Here is a 17,494-nt window from a genome sequence, read left to right as displayed (position 1 = left end):
GAAACGGTTGCCGGACGGCCCCGGCGGCGGTAGCCTGGGACAGCATCCCCAAGGAGCCCTCCACCATGCTGATCCAGGTCAAGGCCTCGGCCGGCTCGGGCAAGACCCACGCCCTGACCGAGCGCTTCATCTCCCTGGCCCTGCGCGCGGGAAGCCGCCTGCCGCGCGCCTGCGCCGACAGCCTGGAGCACGGCTACGCCCTGCCCGAGATCCTGGCCGTGACCTTCACCAACAAGGCCGCCGCCGAGATGCGCGAACGGGTGCTCTCGCGCCTCAAAACCCTGGCCCTGGGCCTGGGCGGCGCCGACGCCGCCACGCGCGGCAAGGCCCGCGACGAGCTCGAGGACCTGCTCGTCCATGCCGAGCGCCTCAACATCCGCACCATCGACAGCCTGCTGTTTCTTCTGGCCCGCATCTTCGCCCTGGAACTGGGGCTGCGCCCGGATTTCGAGCCGGCCTTCGACATGGGCGACATCCTGGCCGACCTCTACGACCGGCTGGCGGCCAGGCTCCCGGAGGACCCGGCCCTGGCCCGGGGATTCGGCGAGGCGGCGGCGGCGCTTTTGCGCGAAACCTCGGGCTTTTTCCCCCTGCGCCGCTTCCGGGAGCGCGCCTGCGCCGTGGCCGGGCAGTTGCTGGCCGAACCCCTGGGCGCCCCGCCGGCCCCGGCCGAGGCCCTGCGCCTGGGCTTCGAGCGCCGCCTGGGCGAGCTGTCCCTGGCCGCCGGGGCGCTTTTCACCGGCCTGGAGGCGGCCGGGCTCAAGGCCGATGCCCGCTTCCTGACCTTTTTGCGCCGCTGCCGCGAACCCGAGCAGGCCGACGCGCCGCCGCGCTCCGCCTACCTGGCCAAGCCCGGCCTGGCCGATTGCCTGCTCAAAGCCAGCCGCGACGGGGCCACCCCGGCCCTGGACGCCCTGTTTGCGGCCCTGCGCGCCGCCCACGGCCGCTGCGCCCGCGATCTGCCGGTGCTGCGCGCGGCCATGGCCGCCCTCCCGTTCATCGCCCTGGCCGACCATTTCGCCGCGGATTTCCCGGCCTACTTAACACAGATGCGGGTGCTGCCCCACGTCTTGTGGCCGCGCCTTGTCGCGGCGCGCCTGTCCGGCGACCAGGGCGTGCCCGATGCCTGGTGCCGCCTGGGGGCCGGCCTGGCCCACATCCTCATCGACGAGTTCCAGGACACGGCCGGCGAGCAATGGGCCGTGCTGCGGCTGCTGGCCGCCGAATGCCTGGCCCGGGGCGGCAGCCTGTACCTCGTCGGCGACGTCAAGCAGGCCATCTACGGCTGGCGCGGCGGCGACGCGGCCCTGTTCGACACCGTCCCGGCCGATCCCGAACTGGCCCGCCTGACCGACGAGGTGGCCAGGACGACGCTGCCCATCAACTGGCGCAGCGCCCCGGAAGTGGTGGACACCAACAACCGCTTCTTCGGCGCCCTGGCCGATCCGGGCACGGCCGCCCGGGTGGCCGAGGCGCTCCTGGGCCCGGCCCAGGCCGCGGCCGGGCCCGAACTGGCCCGGGCCCTTTCCCGGGCCTTCGCCGACGCCGGCCAGCGCCTGCCGGCCGACAGGCCGGCCGTGCCGGGCCACGTGCGCGTCACCGCCCTGCCGGCCGATTCCGTGGCCGCCTATGACGCGGCGGCCCGCCAGGCCCTGGTTGAGCTGCTCACCGACGAACTCGTGCCCCGCCACGGCTGCGGCGGCGTGGCCGTGCTCACCCGCTCCAACACCCAGGCCACCCGGGTGGCCTCGTGGCTGGTGGCGGCCGGCCTGCCGGTGGTGACCGAAAACAGCCTGCGCCTGGCCGACCATCCGCTCATCCGCCAACTGGCGGCCATGCTGGCCTTTCTGGACTATCCGCCGGACAACCTGTCCTTTTTCGCCTTCGTCTCGGGCCGGGAACTCTTCGGCGACAGCGCCGGCATCGCCCGGGAGGAACTGGCCGACTGGCTGGCCGGGCTGCCCGGCCGGGGCTCGCTGTCCCTGGCCTTCGCCGCCCGGTTTCCCGAGGCCTGGCAGCGGCTGGTGCGGCCGTTTCTGCGCCAGACCGGCCTGGCCGGCCCCTACGACCTCCTGCGCGAGATCGTGGCCGGCTACCGGCTGCTGGAACGCCGCCCCGGGGACGAGGCCTTCCTGCGCCGCTTCCTCGAAATCGCCCACCTGGCCGAAAGCCGGGGCCACGGCTCCATTTCCGCCTTTCTCGATTTCTGGAACACCCTGGGCGACGACGAAAAGGTGCCCCAGCCGGAAAACGTCGGCGCCGTGCGGGTCATGACCATCCACAAGGCCAAGGGGCTCCAGTTCCCGGCCGTGGCCGTGCCCTTCCACCATTTCCCCGGCCGCTCGGGCGAGGCGCTGCTGGTGGCCGCCAGCCTCGACGAGGGCGAGGTGCTCGTGCCCGACCAGGCCGGCCTCGGCCCGGACCACGCCCGGCGCCGGGCCAGGGAGCTGGCCGAGCAGGTCCACCTGCTCTACGTCGCCTGGACCCGGCCCGAGGTGGAGCTGCACGCCTTCGTGCCCGGGTTCGGCAAGCTGCGCGAAGAGCGCTCTCCCCTGGCCCGGGCCTTGACCGTCCTTTTCGCCGCCTTCGGCCACGACCCGGCCGAGGCCGGCCCCCTGCGGGTCGGCACCCCGGCCGTGGCCCCGGCCCCGCCCCCGGCCCCGCCCCCGGCCGCCTGTCCCCTGCCGCAACGCACCGAGGCGGGCGACGCGGCGGCCTCGGCCGCGACAACGGCCGAGCCCCTGGCCGTGGGCGAGCCCATGGCCTGGCTGCCGCGCCTGAAGGTCTACCGCAACGTGGCCGACGACGTGCGGCGCACGCTGCTTTCCGGCGAAAAGCGGCGCGGCGAGCTGGCCCACCTGGCGGCCGAGGCCTTCGTCCGGCAGGGTTTCGACCCGGACGAACCCGTTGCGGCCGCCCGCACGGCGGCCCTGACCGCCCTTGGCGGCGAACGGCTTGCCGCCGCCGCCCGCCGGGAGATGGCCGAGGATTTCACGGCCATGCTCGCCTGGCTGGCGACGCTTCCCCAGGCCCGCGACGCCCTGGCCAAGGGGCTGGCCGAGCGCGAGCTCATCGCGGCCGACGGCCAGCGGTTGCGGCCCGACCTGCTGTGGCTCGGCCCCGAGGCCACCGTGGTCCTCGACTTCAAGACCGGCCGCGAGGAACCCGGCCACGCCGCCCAGGTGGCCCGCTACCTCGCCCTGGCCGGGGCGCTGCCCGGCCGGGCCGGCAAGCCGGGACGGGGGCTGCTCGTCTACCTCGACAAACGCCTGTGCCGCGACGTGGAGGCCGCCTCGTGAAACCCGTGGGCATCATTCCCTGGACCGAGGAATTCTTCGGCGCTGTGGCCCGGCGGCTCGTGGCCGCAACCGGCGGCGATTTCACCGACGTCCTGGTCATCTTTCCCCTGCGCCGGGCGGCCCGGCACCTGTGCGACCGCCTGGCCGCCCTGCCGCAGCTGCCAAAGCCCCTGCTCGCCCCGGAGATCGTGGCCGTCGGCGACTGGGCCGCCGCAATCGGCGCCTCGTTCGCCCCCACGCCGCCGGTCATGCTCGACGTCCTGGACCGGGTGGCCATCCTCCACGACATCGTGCGCGCCGTCGCGGCCGAAGCCCCGCAACCCGGGGATTTCCCCACGGACATGGCCCGGTTTTTCCCCTGGGGCCTGGAACTGGCCGAACGCATGGAGGAACTGTTCCGTCACAACGTGCCCGGCCGCGACCTGGCCCACCTGCAAGGCCAGGTCCTGCCGCCGGCCGCCGCCCTGCTCTCGCGCCTGGGGGCCATCCACGACCGCTACCGCCAGCGCCTTGTGGCCGAGGGCCTGGCCACCCCGGGGCTGTGCCTGGCCCTGGCCGCCGAAAACGCCCGCGAGGCGGCCGCCCGGTTTGCCGGCAGGAAGGTTTTCGCCTGCGGCTTTGCCGTGCCGTCCGGGGCGGAAAAGGCGCTGTTCGCCGCCCTGTGGCGCCAGGGCGACCTGGAGATGCTCTGGCACGGCGACCCGGCCCTGGCCGATCCCGGCGGCCGGGTCCATTTCTCCTGCCTGGAGCAGAAACGCTGGCTGGGGGACCTGAGCGCCCGGGCCGTGGTCATTGCCGACGGCCGGACCCGGCGGGCCAAGGCCAAGGCCAAGGCCGCCCCGGACCGGCCGACCCTGGTGCTCGATGCCGACGCCGCCAACCTGTCCTCCAAAAAACTGCGCTTTTTCGAGGGCCACGACCTGCACGCCCAGCTCAAGGCCCTGGAAACCTGCCTGCGGGAAGCCCCGGACCTGGAGGACACGGCCATCGTGCTGCCCGACACCGGCCTGCTCTCGCCCGTGCTGCACATCCTGCCGCGCAAGGACGTCAACATCTCCATGGGCTATCCGTTGGCCCGCTCGAGCCTGGCCAGGCTATTGGAAACCATCCTGACGCTTCAGGAAACGGCCCTGTCCCCGGGGCGCTACCACTGGAAGGAGCTGGTGGCCCTGCTGCGCCATCCCTACCTCAAGATGCTGCGCCTGGGCGAGGCGGAGCCCCTGCGCGGCGTTTTCCACGGCCTGGAGGCGGCCCTGCGCCGGGGCGGGGCCTTTGTCGACCCCTTCCTGGTGGAGGCCGGCGAGGAGGATGCCCCGACGCCGCCCGAGGTCGCGGCCCTGGCCCGGCGCGTGCTGACCACGTGCCTTGCGGCCTTCGCCGCCGTGGACACGCCCCGGGCCCTCGGCAACGCCGTGGCCGGGCTGTGCGAGCTGCTGCTCGACCCGGACCATGCCGGCGACGCCTGGGAGCGGTTTCTCATCGACGCCGAATGCCTGTTCCGCCTGGCCACGGCCGTGGTGCCGACGCTGACCGGCGGCCGGCTGGCCGACGCCATCCTGCCGCGCGACACGCTGTTTTCCCTGCTGCGCCGCCTTATTGCCGACGAGCGCGCCCCGTTCGAGGCCGAGCCCTTGACCGGCCTGCAGGTGCTCGGCGTCCTGGAAACGCGCCTGATGACCTTCCGCCGCGTCTATGTCCTCGACGCCGTGGAGGACAAGCTGCCGGGCAGCGCCCCGTACGAGCCGCTGTTGCCCGACCCGCTGCGCCGGCTGCTGTCCCTGCCCGACACCCGGCAGCGCGACCTGGTGGCCGCCTACAACATCTACCGGCTCTTTTTCGGGGCCGAGGAGATCACGCTGCTCTACCGCACCGGCGCGCCCGGGGCCGGGCTGTTCGAGGACGCCAAGCCCAGCCGCAGCCGCTACGTGGAGCAGCTGCTGTGGGAGGAGGAAAAACGCCGGGGACGGGTGCTCAGCCCCGGCGAGCCGCCGGTGGCCCTGGTGCGCCTGCCCCTTTGCCCCATCCCCGAGGCCGACGCGGCCATGCCCGTCACCCCGGCCGTGGCCGCCCGCCTGGCCGCCTACCTGGAAAACCACCGGCTCTCGGCCACCTTCCTCGACACCTACCTGGCCTGCCCGCTGCGGTTTTTCTACCGCTACCTCTCGCCGCTCGCCGCCCTGGCCGAGGTGGCCGAGGAAGGCGACCCGGCGGCCGTGGGCATCGCCGCCCACGAGGCGCTGCGGGAATTCTTCACGCCCTACCTCGGCCGGGACATCGACGCCGCCGACATCGACGCCCTGGCCCTGGCCGACCTGTTCGAGGCCCGCCTGGCCGACAACCCGGCCTACCAGGCCCTGCCCGCCGACGGCCGGCTGCTTCTGGCCAAGGCCGGGCGCCATCGCCTGTCGGCCATGGCCGCCGCCCTGCCCCGCACCACGCCCTTCGAGCTGGAAACGGAACTGGCGGCCAGCCTCGACGTCTCCGGCCGGCCCTTTCTCCTCGCCGGCCGGGCCGACAGGCTCGATCGCCGCGAGGAGGGCGTGGTCATCGTGGACTACAAGACCGGGAGCGTGCCGGCCGTGCCGGCCGCCGCCTGGACGGACGAGGCCTTTTTCCGGCGCGTTACCGATTTTCGCGATTCCGCCGACGACCCGCGGCTGCTCGACGAGGCGGCCGGCCGCTTCCCCAGCGTCCAGTTGCCGCTCTACTGCTGGCTCTACGGCGCCGGCCGGGGCGAACGGCCGGCGGATGCGGCCTTTGTGGAGCTGCGCCAGGACGGCCAGGAAAAGCCGCTTTTTGGCCCGCGTTTCGAGGCCCCGGCCCGCCGGGAGATCATCGAGCGCCGGGTGCCCCAACTGCTGCGCTTCCTGCTGCGCCACCTGACCACCGCCACCGCCTTCGCCCCGCGCCCGGACGAGCGGCGTTGCCCCTACTGCGACTTCCGCCCGGCCTGCGGCGCGGCGTCACGGTAGGAGGGAAAGGGGCGGGAAGGTACGGGCGGTGAAGCGTGGCGAGCGATGCGGTGAGAGGTGCGGGGAGAAGCCTCCGGCGGCCAGGAGGGGCACTGCCCCTCCTGGACCTCCCGCAAGGGAAGCGAACGTGGGAATGCCGGGCTTGGGGCTTATTTTTCCAGGGATTCCTCGGGGGCGGGGGCGGCCTTGGGCCGCAGGGGCTCGTAGTAGATGGCCGACTTGGTGGCCTTGGTTGCGGTGTTGTACTTGAGCTTCATCTTGATCTGCTTTTCCGGGAAATCCCAGCTCATGACCTGCCACTCGCCTTCGGTGGCCGTCTGCGGCGTACCGGCCAGCTTGGTGGTGACGGCCTTGATGATGTCGATATCGTCGTGCTCGGTCTTCATGATGCGGCTGTAGAGCTTTCCGTCCACGACGCCGTACACGATGACCGGGGCCAGCCGTTCGTGGATGCCGAGCCTGCAGGGGCCCGTATAGTTGTAATAGGCCACGCCCTCTTTCTCGTCGAACTTGACGAAGTAGTCGTGGTCGTTGATGGCGGAAATGGCCGTACCGTAAGGCGGTTTGACGCAGTCGAAACCGCCGGCCAGGCTGGCGGCGGCCCACACAAGCGAGAGCAGGCACGACAGGAAAAGGGCGCGGCAGCGCATGGTTCCCCCAGGGTTGCAGTGGAGACGGAGCCTCTCTGGATGTAAGGGACTCCATTATACCGCACCATGCCGCGACGCAAGCCTCAAATGCACGCGCGCGGCCGCGACGGCGGCTGCGTTGCCGCCCGTGGCGCGGTCGACCGCGAGCGGGAAGCCTCAGGCGGCCCGAAAGCCGGCCGGGCCGGCGGCCACCAGGGAAGACAGCGTGCCGCGCAGGTTGGCCGCCCGGACCTTTGGCGCCACCAGCGACAACCGCGTCAAACCGATCACGACATTGACCACCCGCCGGGCCGTTTCCGGCGAATCGTCGCGCACCGAGCCGTCGAGGCGGCCCAGATGCAGCAGCACCTCGAACTGGCGCACGATGCGGGCATGGAGCCGGTCGAGCTCCCTGGAGCTTTCCCCGGCCCCCTGGCCCCTGCCGCGCCCGGCCACGCTGACGATGTCGCCGTAGGCCGCCGGCCGCTCTTCCAGAAAACGGCAGTAGGCCTCGGCCAGGGCGAGCAGCATGGCCAGCCCCGTTTCCCCGGCCGCCTCCGGGCAGGCCGCCTCGATATGAGTGAACAGTTCGCCCTGGAGCCGGGTGAGCACGGCGGCGAAGAGCTCGTCGCGGTTCTTGAAATGCCGGTAGACCGATTCGGGTGAAAATCCCAGCCGCCGGACCAGATCGCGCGGACCGACGCCGTCGCGGCCAAGATTGGCGAAAAGCCTGGCCGCCGCCTCGATCACGGCCTGCCTGGAAGCGTCCATATTCTCCCCCGGGGTTGCCTGTGCCTGGTGGACGAAGTCTTTTTTCCTGTATGGAAAAATACCGCCGGCCCGCGTCCCTGGCAATACAAAACCGACGCTGTGGGCAAAATCCCCAGGCAGTGGGTAAGAAGGCACCAGGGATTGCGGCAGCCGGCCGGCGGCGCTTCAGTCCTTTGCGGCCACGCCGGCGCGCGGATGGGCCTTGTCGTAGACGCGCATGAGGCGGGCCAGCTCCAGGTGCGTGTAGCGCGTGGTGGTGGTCAGGCGCTCGTGGCCGAGCAGTTCCTGGACGTCGCGCAGGTCGGCCCCGGATTCGAGCAGGTGGGTGGCGAAGCTGTGGCGCAGCATGTGGGGATGGACGTGCTGGGCGATGGCCGCGTCCCGGGCCATGGCGTCGAGGATGCGCCCGGCCTGGCGGCGGCCGAGCCGGGCGCCGCGCGGCCCCAGGAACAGGGCCTGCTCCGCCGGCTCGGGCCGCAGTTCCCCCCGGCGGCGGGAATACTCCCGCAGGCGCTCCCGGGCCGCGTCGCTTACGGGCGCCAGCCGCTCCTTGGAGCCCTTGCCGAGGACCCGCACCACGCCCTGGGAGAGGTCGAGGTCGTCGAGGTCGAGGTGCACGGCCTCGCTTATCCGCAGGCCCGAGCCGTAGAGGAGTTCGGCCAGGGCCAGGTCGCGGCAGGCGGCGATGGAGCCGTCGGCCTCGGGGCTGCCGGGCCGTGGCGTCACCAGGGCCACGGCCTCGTCCACGTTGAGAGCCCGGGGCTGGCGTTTTTCGGCCTTGGGGTTTTTGAGCCCCGAAAGCGGATCGCCGGCCACCAGCTTTTTTCGGCGCAAAAACCGGAAAAACCCGCGCAGGGACGAAAGCTTGCGGCCCATGGACGTCCTGGCCACCCGCCGCCGGTGCAGTTCGGCCAGAAAGCCCCTGGCCTGCTCCCGGGTGATGTCGGCCGGGCGATCGAGGCCGAGGCCCCGGCCGTTGAGGTAGGCCTCGAACTGGCGCAGGTCCTCGGCGTAGGCCGCCAGCGTGGCCGGCGAATAGCCCTTGGCCACGGCCAGGAAGTCGAGGAAGGCCGTGACGGTTTCCGGCCTGGAGCCCGGCGGGGACGGCGCGTCAGGCCTGGCGCTTGTCGAGGACATAGCAGCTCTTGGGGTTTTCCTTGGCTTTTTTCTTGAGGGTCATGGCCGCCTGGGAGGCCTCGCCGTAGTGCTTGAGCCGGCCGTCGCGGTTGAAGACCACGGCGATGGACACGGCCATCAGGGGAAAGGTCCGGCTGTTGCCCTCCCGGTCCACGGACTGGATGTAGCCGCGCGTGCGGTCCTCGGCGTCGTAGAAATGGGGCACGATGTCGTCGAAGCTTTTGACCACCGCGGCGCAGGCCGCCTCCACCCGGTCGGGCGTCATGATAAAGACGAAATCGTCGCCGCCCACGTGGCCGACGAAGGCCTTGTGGCCGCCCACCGCCCGCACGGTGGTGACCAGGATGCGCGCCGTCATCATGAGCACCTCGTCGCCCCGGGAAAAGCCGTACTTGTCGTTGAACGACTTGAAGTAGTCGAGGTCGGCGTAGGCCAGGGCGAAGTCCTCCCTGCGGTCGATGAGTTCCTGGATGCGGGCGATGATCGAGGTGTTGCCCGGCAGTTTGGTCAGGGGATTGGCGTCCAGGGACCGCGAGGCCCGGGCCAGGGCCAGGGTCGTTCGGGCGCGCAGCATGGGGGCGGCCAGGGGCCGGGTGAGCAGCTCGTCCACCTCGGCGGCAGACCAGTCGATGTCGCGCCCCAGGTCCCCTTCGTCCATGACCAGGGCCACGGGCAACTGACGGTAGACGTTTTCGCTTTTGACCATGGCCACCAGTTCGAGCCCGGGGATGTCGGGCAGCCTCTGGTCCACCACCAGCAGGTCCGGCGGGTCGGTAAAAAGGAGCTCCACCGCGCCGCGCCCGCGCGAAAGGGCCGTCAGTTCGACCTCGGACGGGGAAAAGGCCTGGCCGAAAAGGGCCGGCAGATCCGGCTCGGGGCTGAGGATCATGATCTTCTGGGGCCTGGGGAACAGGCTTGGCGGGGTTTCGGGCATGGCTTACGTGAACGACAGGTCGGCGATCTCCACGAACTGCTCGCACATCTGGTCCAGGAGCTTCTCGAACTGGGCGGGCTTGATCTTGAGGATCTTGAGCGCCTCGGGCTGGAGGTAGGTCACCCCCACGTCGCCGGAAAAACCGTATTCGAACACGCGCACCATGAAATCGCCCAGATGCACGACGCAGGCCATCTCCGGGTAGAGCTGGGCCAGATGGGGCTTGTGGTGGTAGGACAGCCCTTCCTTGATGTTGGCCGGCAGCTTCCAGTGGTCGGCCAGCCAGGCGTTGATACGGTCGTGGCCGAACCCGAGCACCTCGCGCTCGGCCTGCAGGTAGTAGCAGTCGCGCTCGGCCACGACCCGCTCGATCTCGGGCTTGAGGTCGGGCAGCTGCACGGTGGCCACCACCTTGCCCAGGTCGTGGAGCAGGCCGGCCACGGAATATTCCTCGGCATCCTTGCATTCCAGCATGCGGGCGATGGTGCCGCAGGCCATGGCGCAGCCGAGGCTGTGCTCCCACAGCCCGACCATGTTCTCGCTCATGACCTCGAAGACCGAGGTGGACACGATGATCGAGCGCAGGACGTTGAAGCCCAGAAGGACCAAGGCGTGGCCGATGGAGCTGATGCGGCCCGGAAACCCGTAGACCGGCGAATTGACCATCTTGAGGACCTTGGCCGAGAGCACCTGGTCCATGCTGATGAGCTTGGCCACCTGGTCGGTGGTGGAATCCGGCCGCTCGACGAGCTTGCTGACCTCGTCGAGGACTTTCGGCAGGGTGGGCAGGTCGCGCACGGCCAGGATGCGGTCCTTGCGCTCGGTGCGCAGGTCCTCGCTCATCGTCCGCCCCCCTTGCCGCCGCTGGAGGCGGATTTGGGCTTGGCCTGTTCCTCGGCCGGGGCGGGTTCGGCCACGGCGGCGGCCCGGGCGGCCTTGGCCGCCTCGGCCATGGCGGCGCTGGCCGCGGATTTCATGCGGAAGTAGTGGTCGAGCAGGCGCTTGATCTGCCCCATCCACTTGTCGTCGGGATATTTGCGGAAAAGGAAGTCCATCCGTTCCAGGCGCTTGTCAAAGGACGAGGAGCCGGCCGGCCCGTCCAGGCGCACGGGCTCGCCCTCGACCACCAAGTGGCTCACGCCCATGGTGTCGAAGCGGTCGAGGAGGCTTTCGGAGAGTTCGGAACCGGCGGCGGCCACGGCGATGCCGTCGGGCCGGGTCACGGGCTTGGCCAGGATCATGCCGGGCTTGGCCAGGTTGAGCGGAATTTTCTGCATGACTCGGCCGTCCTTACGCGTCCCTGGTGTAGTACATGCCCGGCAATTTCCGCACAAGTCCCTTCATTTCCAAAAGGACCAGGGCATGGCTGAGGGAGCCGGCCGCCGCGCCGAGGCGGCTGCCCAGGACGTCGATATGCGCCTTGGCCCCGTCGTCGAGCAGGCCAAGCACCGCCGTTTCCAGGGCCGACAGGCCGGCCGCCGCCGGGTCGGAACGCGACGCTCCGGGGTCGGAACGCGACGCTTCCGAGGCGGGACGGGATGCTTCCGGGGCGGGACGGGGGTTCGGCCGGGCCAAGCCTTCCCGTTCGGCCGGCGCCGTGGGGAGGTCCCGGGCCGGCCGTGGCGGCGCCACGGGGCCGGCCGGGCGCGACGCGCCCAGGGAGGCGGCCAGTTCCCGGGCCAGGGCCGCGATGATGTCCTCGGCCGCCTGCACGAGCCTGGCCCCCTGGGACAGGAGGGCGTGGCAGCCGGCGAAACTTTGCAGGTTGACCGGCCCGGGCAGGGCGAAGACCTCGCGGCCCTGCTCCAGGGCCAGGCGGGCGGTGATGAGGCTGCCCGAGCGGGCCGCCGCCTCCACGACCATGACGCCCAGGGACAGCCCGGCGATGATGCGGTTGCGGATGGGGAAATTCTGGGCCTGGGGCGGCGTGCCCGGGGCGAATTCGCTGACCACGGCGCCGTTTGCGGCCAGCTCGCGCCACACATCCAGGTTGGCGTCGGGATAGACCAGGTCGAGCCCCGTGCCGCACACGGCCAGCGACCGGCCGGGGCCGGTCAGGCCGCCGAGGTGGGCCTGGCGGTCGATGCCGTAGGCCAGGCCCGACACCACGGTGATGCCGGCCCCGGCCAGGCCCGAGGCGATCTCGAAGGCCTGGGCGAAGCCGTAGCGCGAACACTGCCTGGCCCCGACCATGGCCACGCAGGGACCGGCGAGAAGCCCGACGTCGCCAACGACGTACAGCGCGGCCGGCGGATCGGGCAGTTCGCGCAGCCGCTGCGGATAGGCCGGATGGAAATAGGGCACCGGGACCAGGCCCTTTTTGGCCGCCGCCTCCATTTCGCGCCGGGCGGCCGGGGTGGAAACACCCCGGGCCAGGGCGCCGGCGGCCGCGTCGTCGCACAGCCCCTGCGGCCCGAAGGAACGGGCGTCGCCCAGGGCGGCCGCGGCCGAATCGTAGCGGTCGAAAATGCGCTTCCAGGTCCGGGGGCCGATGCCCGGCGCGTGGCGCAGCCGCAGGCAGGCCTCGAGCTCGGCCAGAAATGCCGCGTCGCCCGTCCAGGCGAGGGGGGGCGAAAGGGCGGCGTCCGTGGTCATTTGGGCAGGGATTGGAGTTTCTGGCGCACGACGGAGGCCAGTTCGGCCTCGGGATAGTCCTTGAGGTAGCGTTCGAGGGTGGCCCGGGCGGCGGCGACATCCCCGCTTTTTTCCTGGGCCATGGCCATCTTGTACAGGGCATCGGCCGCCTTGGAATGGCCCGGCCAGCCCTTGGCCACCTTGTCGAAATCCGTGACCGCAGCCGTGTAGTCGCCGGCGGCGTAGGCGCTCTCCCCCACCCAGTACAGGGCGCTGGGCGCCAGGGGGCTGGCCGGATGCGTGGCCACGAACTGGTCGAAGGCCGCCTTGGCCGCGGCGGCATTGCCGTTGATGGCCAGCTGCAAGGCCCGGTTGTATTCCGATTTTTCGGCCGGGGAGGCGGATTCGGCCGGGCTGCCGGGGCGGTTGTCCCTGACCGGCGGCGCCTCGGGCGTGCCCGGCGTCGCGGCGGCGGTTGTCGGCGAAGCGGCCGGGCCGGTCGGCGGTTCGGTCCCGGCCGGCGTCGGCCCCGCTGACGCGGCGGTGGATGGCGCTGCGGCACCCGGCGCGACGGGCATCGACCCGGCGGTCGGCGCGGCGGCGGGCTTGGCAGGCTGGCCGGCCCGGTCGGCGGCAATGGCCGCTTCGGGCGTGGCCGGCGGTTCGGCCGGGCCGAGCCGGCCCAGGCCCCGGCGGCCCCGGGCCGTATCGGGCGCGGCCATGGCCGCCTGGCGCCCGGAGGCGGGCGGCGCGGGGGCTTCGGCAGCGATTTTTGCGCCCTCGGCCGTGGGCATGGGAATGCCGTGCCCCTCCTCGATACCGGCCGCAGGTACCGCCCCTGGCGCACGCCCCGGCGAGGCCTGGGCCGGCTGGGCCGGCGGCGTGTCCGGCCCGGCGGCGGCGGCCGGATGGGCGAAGCCCACGCCCAGGGCGCTGCCCTGGGGGGCGGCCGACGCGGACGGGGCCAGGCCTTTTGATTTGAGCGCCGTCACCAGTTCGCCCAGGTGCTTTTGCATCTGGCCGATGGCCGCGTCGTCGTGGCCCTGACGGCTTTTTAAGTCCTTGAGTTCCGCCTCGAGCGTCTCCAGGGAGGATTCCACGGCCCGCAGGCGAAAGTCGTCGCTGCCGTCGCGCGTGCGCAAGGTATTTCCCGGCCCGCATCCGCCGACCAAAACCGTGGCAAGCAGCAGCGCCGCCACCCTGCGTGCGTCATTTCCCGTCATGTGCGCGTCGTATCGTTTCTTCCCAGCAACCCACTTAACTTCCAACGAGAAGTACGTCAGCGGCACAGGGAGCGCAAGCCGATTCTTGGGAAAGGCCCGGCCGCGTCCGGGCTTTGTTGCATCCACGGCGAAATTAGGGCAAAAGCCGACGGCAAGGCGCGTCGCGCCGCGCGCGCAATCCGCAGGCTCCAAGGAGAACGCCCTCATGCCCGAGGCAATCCGCATCGCCGTCTTCTGGGCGGTCATGGTCCTTTGCGCCGCGCATCTCGGACTGGCGTTGGCCGCCGCCGGCGTGCCCACCATCACCGCCATGACCGGGCTGCGCCAGATCAAGCGGCTCAAGATCTTCATCGACAAATTCGGCCAGCAGGCCGCGACCTTCGCCCTGCTTGGCGGGTTGTGGATTTTTGTGGTGCTCGGCGCCGCCCTTGGCGCCGTGCGTTTCCTGCTGCCGGCCAAGGCGCCCTATTTCGCGGCCGTTCCCTGGCCGCTGGCCGCCCTGGCCGGCCCGGTCCTGGCCGGCGCGGCGGCGTTTTTGTGCTACCGCGGCCTGTGGCAGCGGCTCAAGACCCGCAAGCCCCTGCACGGGGCCATTGGCCTTGCCGCCACGCTTTTGCTGTGGCTGGCCTTCTGGGCCGGGCTGGCCATGCTGCGGCCCTTTTGCCTGGGGCTGGCCGTGCCGGCCGATCCCGCTTTCCTGGTGCCGCCGGGCAATTCCCTGTTCTGGCGGATGCTGGCCGAGGGGCTGACCCTGTCCGTTGGCCTGGCCGGGACCTTCACCGGCGCCTGGCTGGTGTGGCGGCGCGACAAGGACGATTTCGGCCGCGACTACTACAACTTCACCTTGCGCCTAGCCGCCCGGGTCGGCTTCGTGGGCCAGGTGCTGGCCCTTGGCGCCATGGGCTGGCTGGTTATGGGGCTGTTGCCGCTGGTGGGGGAACTGTCCGGCCGGCTGACCATCGCCGTGGCCCTGTATGGCAGCGGCGCCCTGGGCACGCTGTTGTGCCTGGGCGTGGTCATGCCCCAGGAAAACGCCCTGCGCCACAAGTTCATGCTCGTGGCGGCCTTCGTCGCCGCCCTGGCCGGCCTGACGGGCCTGCTGGCCGGCCTGGCCACGGTCTTTGCGCCCGGCCTGCTGCCGGCCGTTCCCTTGCCGTAACCTTTCCGCGACTGTTTTCCCTGCCAAACCGTCACCGGGACGGGTATACGATGACATAAAAGAAAGGAGTCGTTATGCCCGTCCGCGTCTGTCTCGCCGGCCTGGCCCTGCTGCTGGCCACCGCCACGGCCCTGGCCGATCAAGGCCCGAAAATCGAAAAATACGTCCTCGAAGCGCCCAAGGAAACCAACATCGCGGCGCCGGCCGCCCTGGCGAAGGCCTTCCCCGAGGGTTTCCCCCAGGGGCTCGGCTCGGGCGTGGCCTACGCCGGGACCGCTCCCGACGGCGCAACCCTGCTGTTCGTCGTCGGCGACCGCGGTCCCAATGCCGATGCCCCGGACTTCGTCGCCGCGCCTGGCGCCAAGCCCGCGCCGGCCAAATTCTTCCCGGCCCCGGATTATGCCCCGACCCTGGCCACTGTCCGCATCAAGGACGGGAAGGCCTCGGTCACGGCCCTCAAACCCCTGCGCGACGCCGCCGGCAAGCCCCTTTCCGGCCGGCCCCTGCCGCCGGGGGCCGTCGGCAGCACCGGCGAAACACCCCTGGCCGCCGACCGTGGCGTCCTGCCCCTGGATGCCGCCGGCCTCGACACCGAAGGCCTGGTGGTCAGCCCCACCGACGGCAGCCTGTGGCTTTGCGACGAGTACGGCCCGTTCCTGGTCAACGTCGATCCGGCAACAGGCAAGGTCCTGCGGAAATTCGGGCCGGGACAGGGCCTGCCCGACATCCTGGCCAAGCGCCAGCCCAACCGGGGCTTCGAGGGCGTGGCCGCGACCACGGACGGCAAGGTCGTGGCCGCCGTCCAGTCGATCCTCGACACCGACGGCAAGGTCAAGAGTTCCAAGGCCCCCTTTACCCGCCTCGTGGAACTCGACCCGGCCACGGGCAAGACGCGGATGTTCGCCTACCCCATCGACGTGGACGCCTACAAGAAAGCCGCCGACGCCAAGATCGGCGACCTGGTCGCTCTTTCGCCCACGCGCCTGCTCATCGTGGAACAGGGCAAGGGCGCGGACAAGCAGATGCGCAACAGGGTCTATGCGGTGGACCTGTCCGAGGCCACGGACCTGACCGGCAAGGCCGCCCCGGACGGCGCCCCGCTGGAGAGCCTGGCCGACGCGGCCGCTTTGGCCCAACAGGGCATCACCATGGCCCGCAAGTCCCTGGTGCTCGATTTGCGCCAACACGGCTGGACGGCGGAAAAAGCCGAAGGCCTGGCCGTGTCCCCGGACGGCAAGACCCTGTTCCTGACCTCGGACAACGATTTCGGCCTGGCCGTCACGCCGGTGAACCCGGCCGCGGGCAAGGACGGCAAGCCGGTAACGGATCCGACCGACTACCGGATGTCGCCCGATGGCAAGCTGTCCCTGGACGGCCAGGAGGTCGCCACGACCTTTTCCATCCAGCCCTCGGGCGAGAAAACCACGTTGTGGGTCGTGACCCTGGCCGAACCCCTGCGCTGACCGGCCGTATCCGGCGCCCGCTCCCCGGCGGTCATGGGAGCGGGCGCCACGCCAAGCGCCCGGGCCGGCAGGCCGGGCCGCGCCACGGCCACGCCACAGCCACGCGCCACGGCCACGCCACGCACCACGCGCCACGGCCACGCCAAGCGCCCGGGCCGGCAGGCGGGTGAAGCGCCGGCCAGTCTGCCCCCTCACTCCCCGGCCAGACGCAGCATGCCCCGGGCCTGGGCCAGGGCGGCATGGAGCCTGGGGTCTTGCAGGCAGCCGGCCAGCACGGGCTGGCGCAGCAGGAACCGGTAGGAGGCCAGGACGGGCCTGGCGGCCTGCGCCTCGCCCTGCCCCCCCTGCCCCGCTTCGAGGCCATGGGCCAGCCGGTCGGCCAGCCCCAGGGCCAAGGCCAGACGGATGTCGGCCAGTTCGGCGTCCAGATCCTCCATCTCCACGTAAAACGGGGCATGGTGCAGCCGCACGGCCTCGGCCAGCCCCCGGGGCAACTCGAAATCCAGACAGGCGGCGGCCCCGGCCACGGCGTGGTTGACCCCGAAGCGCGCCCCCTCCTCCCGGGGGGCGTCGCAAAAGGCCGTGTCCCCGGGGCCGTAGAGAGCCAGCCGGCCGATGTCGTGGAGGATGCCGGCCGTAAACAGCATGCCGGCGTCGAGGTCCGGGAAGGCCGGGGCGATGTGGCGGGCCAGCACGGCCGTGGCCCCCAGGTGCGGCCAGAGCTCCCGGCGCAGCGTCGGGGCCAGCCCGGCCCGAGCCCCGGCGCTTTCCAGCAGTTCGCTGTAAAGGAGCATGCGCAGGTTATTGAGCCCCATGGTGCCGATGGCCTGATGCAGGCTCGTAACCGAGGAACGCAGGCCGAACAGCGGGCTGTTGGCGATTTTGAGCACATGGCCGGTCAAAACCGGGTCGGCGGCGATGCCCTCGGCCAGCTGCCGGGGGCTGACGGACGGGTCCTGCAGCCGGCGCAGCGCCTCGCCGCCGGCCGCCCCGGCGGACAGGCGGGACAGCCCCCGGGCCAGAAAAGCCGGCCAGGGACGGGCCGGCAAGGCGAAGAGCTCCGGGCCATACGCGGCCGGGAGGTCCTCCCCGCCCAAGAGCTCAGCCAAACAGGCGGCCAGGCGCCGCCCCTCGGGGCTTTGCCCGCTGTCGGGCATGGTCCGCACGGACGGTTCGTCCGGCCACGGGGCGGCGGGAGAGTCGGCGGCCGGCGCCGGTTCGGGCGCGGCCGTGCGCCCCTTGCGCGAAAGGATACGGAATACGACTAGAAGACCGATCCCCGCGGCCACAACGAGCATGGCCAGGGTCAGGGACATGGTGTTCTCCTGTTAGG

13 protein-coding genes are annotated in these 17,494 nt (G+C 71.4%); 4 read left to right on the top strand and 9 right to left on the bottom strand.

The window, feature by feature from the left end; translation table 11 throughout:
• The first annotated feature begins 65 nt into the window (after window positions 1-65).
• Together ACP59X_RS06270 and ACP59X_RS06265 are read left to right on the top strand one after the other, a co-directional pair.
• A complete protein-coding gene (locus ACP59X_RS06270) occupies window positions 66-3,299 on the top strand; it encodes a UvrD-helicase domain-containing protein (RefSeq protein WP_428566434.1) in 3,234 nt (1,077 codons plus the stop codon).
• The gene (locus ACP59X_RS06265; RefSeq protein WP_428566431.1) at window positions 3,296-6,271 is read left to right on the top strand and encodes a PD-(D/E)XK nuclease family protein; all 2,976 of its coding nucleotides are present in this window, start codon (window positions 3,296-3,298) and stop codon (window positions 6,269-6,271) included. The genes ACP59X_RS06270 and ACP59X_RS06265 overlap by 4 nt, the downstream gene beginning before the upstream one ends.
• A 149-nt stretch (window positions 6,272-6,420) precedes the next feature.
• Here the strand turns inward: ACP59X_RS06265 and ACP59X_RS06260 are convergent, their stop codons facing one another.
• The 8 genes from ACP59X_RS06260 to ybgF all read right to left on the bottom strand — a co-directional run bounded on the left by ACP59X_RS06260 (window position 6,421) and on the right by ybgF (window position 13,458).
• Entirely contained in the window at window positions 6,421-6,921 is a 501-nt protein-coding gene (locus ACP59X_RS06260) for a hypothetical protein (RefSeq protein WP_428566428.1), read from the bottom strand.
• Window positions 6,922-7,077: 156 nt separating this feature from the next.
• Window positions 7,078-7,671: a TetR/AcrR family transcriptional regulator gene (locus ACP59X_RS06255; protein WP_428566425.1), complete on the bottom strand. Its 594-nt coding sequence runs from the start codon at window positions 7,669-7,671 to the stop codon at window positions 7,078-7,080.
• 165 nt (window positions 7,672-7,836) lie between these two features.
• Complete coding sequence (locus ACP59X_RS06250) at window positions 7,837-8,808, bottom strand: tyrosine recombinase XerC (RefSeq protein WP_428566422.1); 972 nt, start codon at window positions 8,806-8,808, stop codon at window positions 7,837-7,839.
• A complete protein-coding gene (locus ACP59X_RS06245) occupies window positions 8,783-9,742 on the bottom strand; it encodes a GGDEF domain-containing protein (protein WP_428566415.1) in 960 nt (319 codons plus the stop codon). The genes ACP59X_RS06250 and ACP59X_RS06245 overlap by 26 nt, the downstream gene beginning before the upstream one ends.
• 3 nt (window positions 9,743-9,745) lie before the next feature.
• Window positions 9,746-10,585, bottom strand: coding sequence for an HDOD domain-containing protein (locus ACP59X_RS06240; RefSeq protein ID WP_428566411.1), 840 nt, complete (start codon window positions 10,583-10,585; stop codon window positions 9,746-9,748).
• Complete coding sequence (locus ACP59X_RS06235) at window positions 10,582-11,019, bottom strand: hypothetical protein (RefSeq protein ID WP_428566408.1); 438 nt, start codon at window positions 11,017-11,019, stop codon at window positions 10,582-10,584. Before ACP59X_RS06235 ends, ACP59X_RS06240 begins: the two co-directional genes overlap by 4 nt.
• 13 nt (window positions 11,020-11,032) lie before the next feature.
• Window positions 11,033-12,337: a DNA-processing protein DprA gene (dprA, locus tag ACP59X_RS06230; RefSeq protein WP_428566405.1), complete on the bottom strand. Its 1,305-nt coding sequence runs from the start codon at window positions 12,335-12,337 to the stop codon at window positions 11,033-11,035.
• A complete protein-coding gene (ybgF, locus tag ACP59X_RS06225) occupies window positions 12,334-13,458 on the bottom strand; it encodes a tol-pal system protein YbgF (RefSeq protein WP_428566402.1) in 1,125 nt (374 codons plus the stop codon). The genes dprA and ybgF overlap by 4 nt, the downstream gene beginning before the upstream one ends.
• Before the next feature lie 286 nt (window positions 13,459-13,744).
• Between ybgF and ACP59X_RS06220 the strand changes: the two genes are divergently transcribed.
• Window positions 13,745-14,698, top strand: coding sequence for a hypothetical protein (locus ACP59X_RS06220; protein ID WP_428566400.1), 954 nt, complete (start codon window positions 13,745-13,747; stop codon window positions 14,696-14,698).
• A 74-nt stretch (window positions 14,699-14,772) separates the two neighbouring features.
• Window positions 14,773-16,161, top strand: a complete 1,389-nt coding sequence (locus tag ACP59X_RS06215) for an esterase-like activity of phytase family protein (protein WP_428566398.1) — start codon at window positions 14,773-14,775, stop codon at window positions 16,159-16,161.
• A gap of 191 nt (window positions 16,162-16,352) precedes the next feature.
• Here the strand turns inward: ACP59X_RS06215 and ACP59X_RS06210 are convergent, their stop codons facing one another.
• The gene (locus tag ACP59X_RS06210) at window positions 16,353-17,477 is read right to left on the bottom strand and encodes an HDOD domain-containing protein (protein WP_428566394.1); all 1,125 of its coding nucleotides are present in this window, start codon (window positions 17,475-17,477) and stop codon (window positions 16,353-16,355) included.
• Window positions 17,478-17,494 lie beyond the last annotated feature (17 nt).

The sequence above is a fragment of the Solidesulfovibrio sp. DCME genome (assembly GCF_049995385.1).
Taxonomy (GTDB): domain Bacteria; phylum Desulfobacterota; class Desulfovibrionia; order Desulfovibrionales; family Desulfovibrionaceae; genus Solidesulfovibrio.
This window is presented reverse-complemented; position numbering and strand designations above follow the sequence as displayed.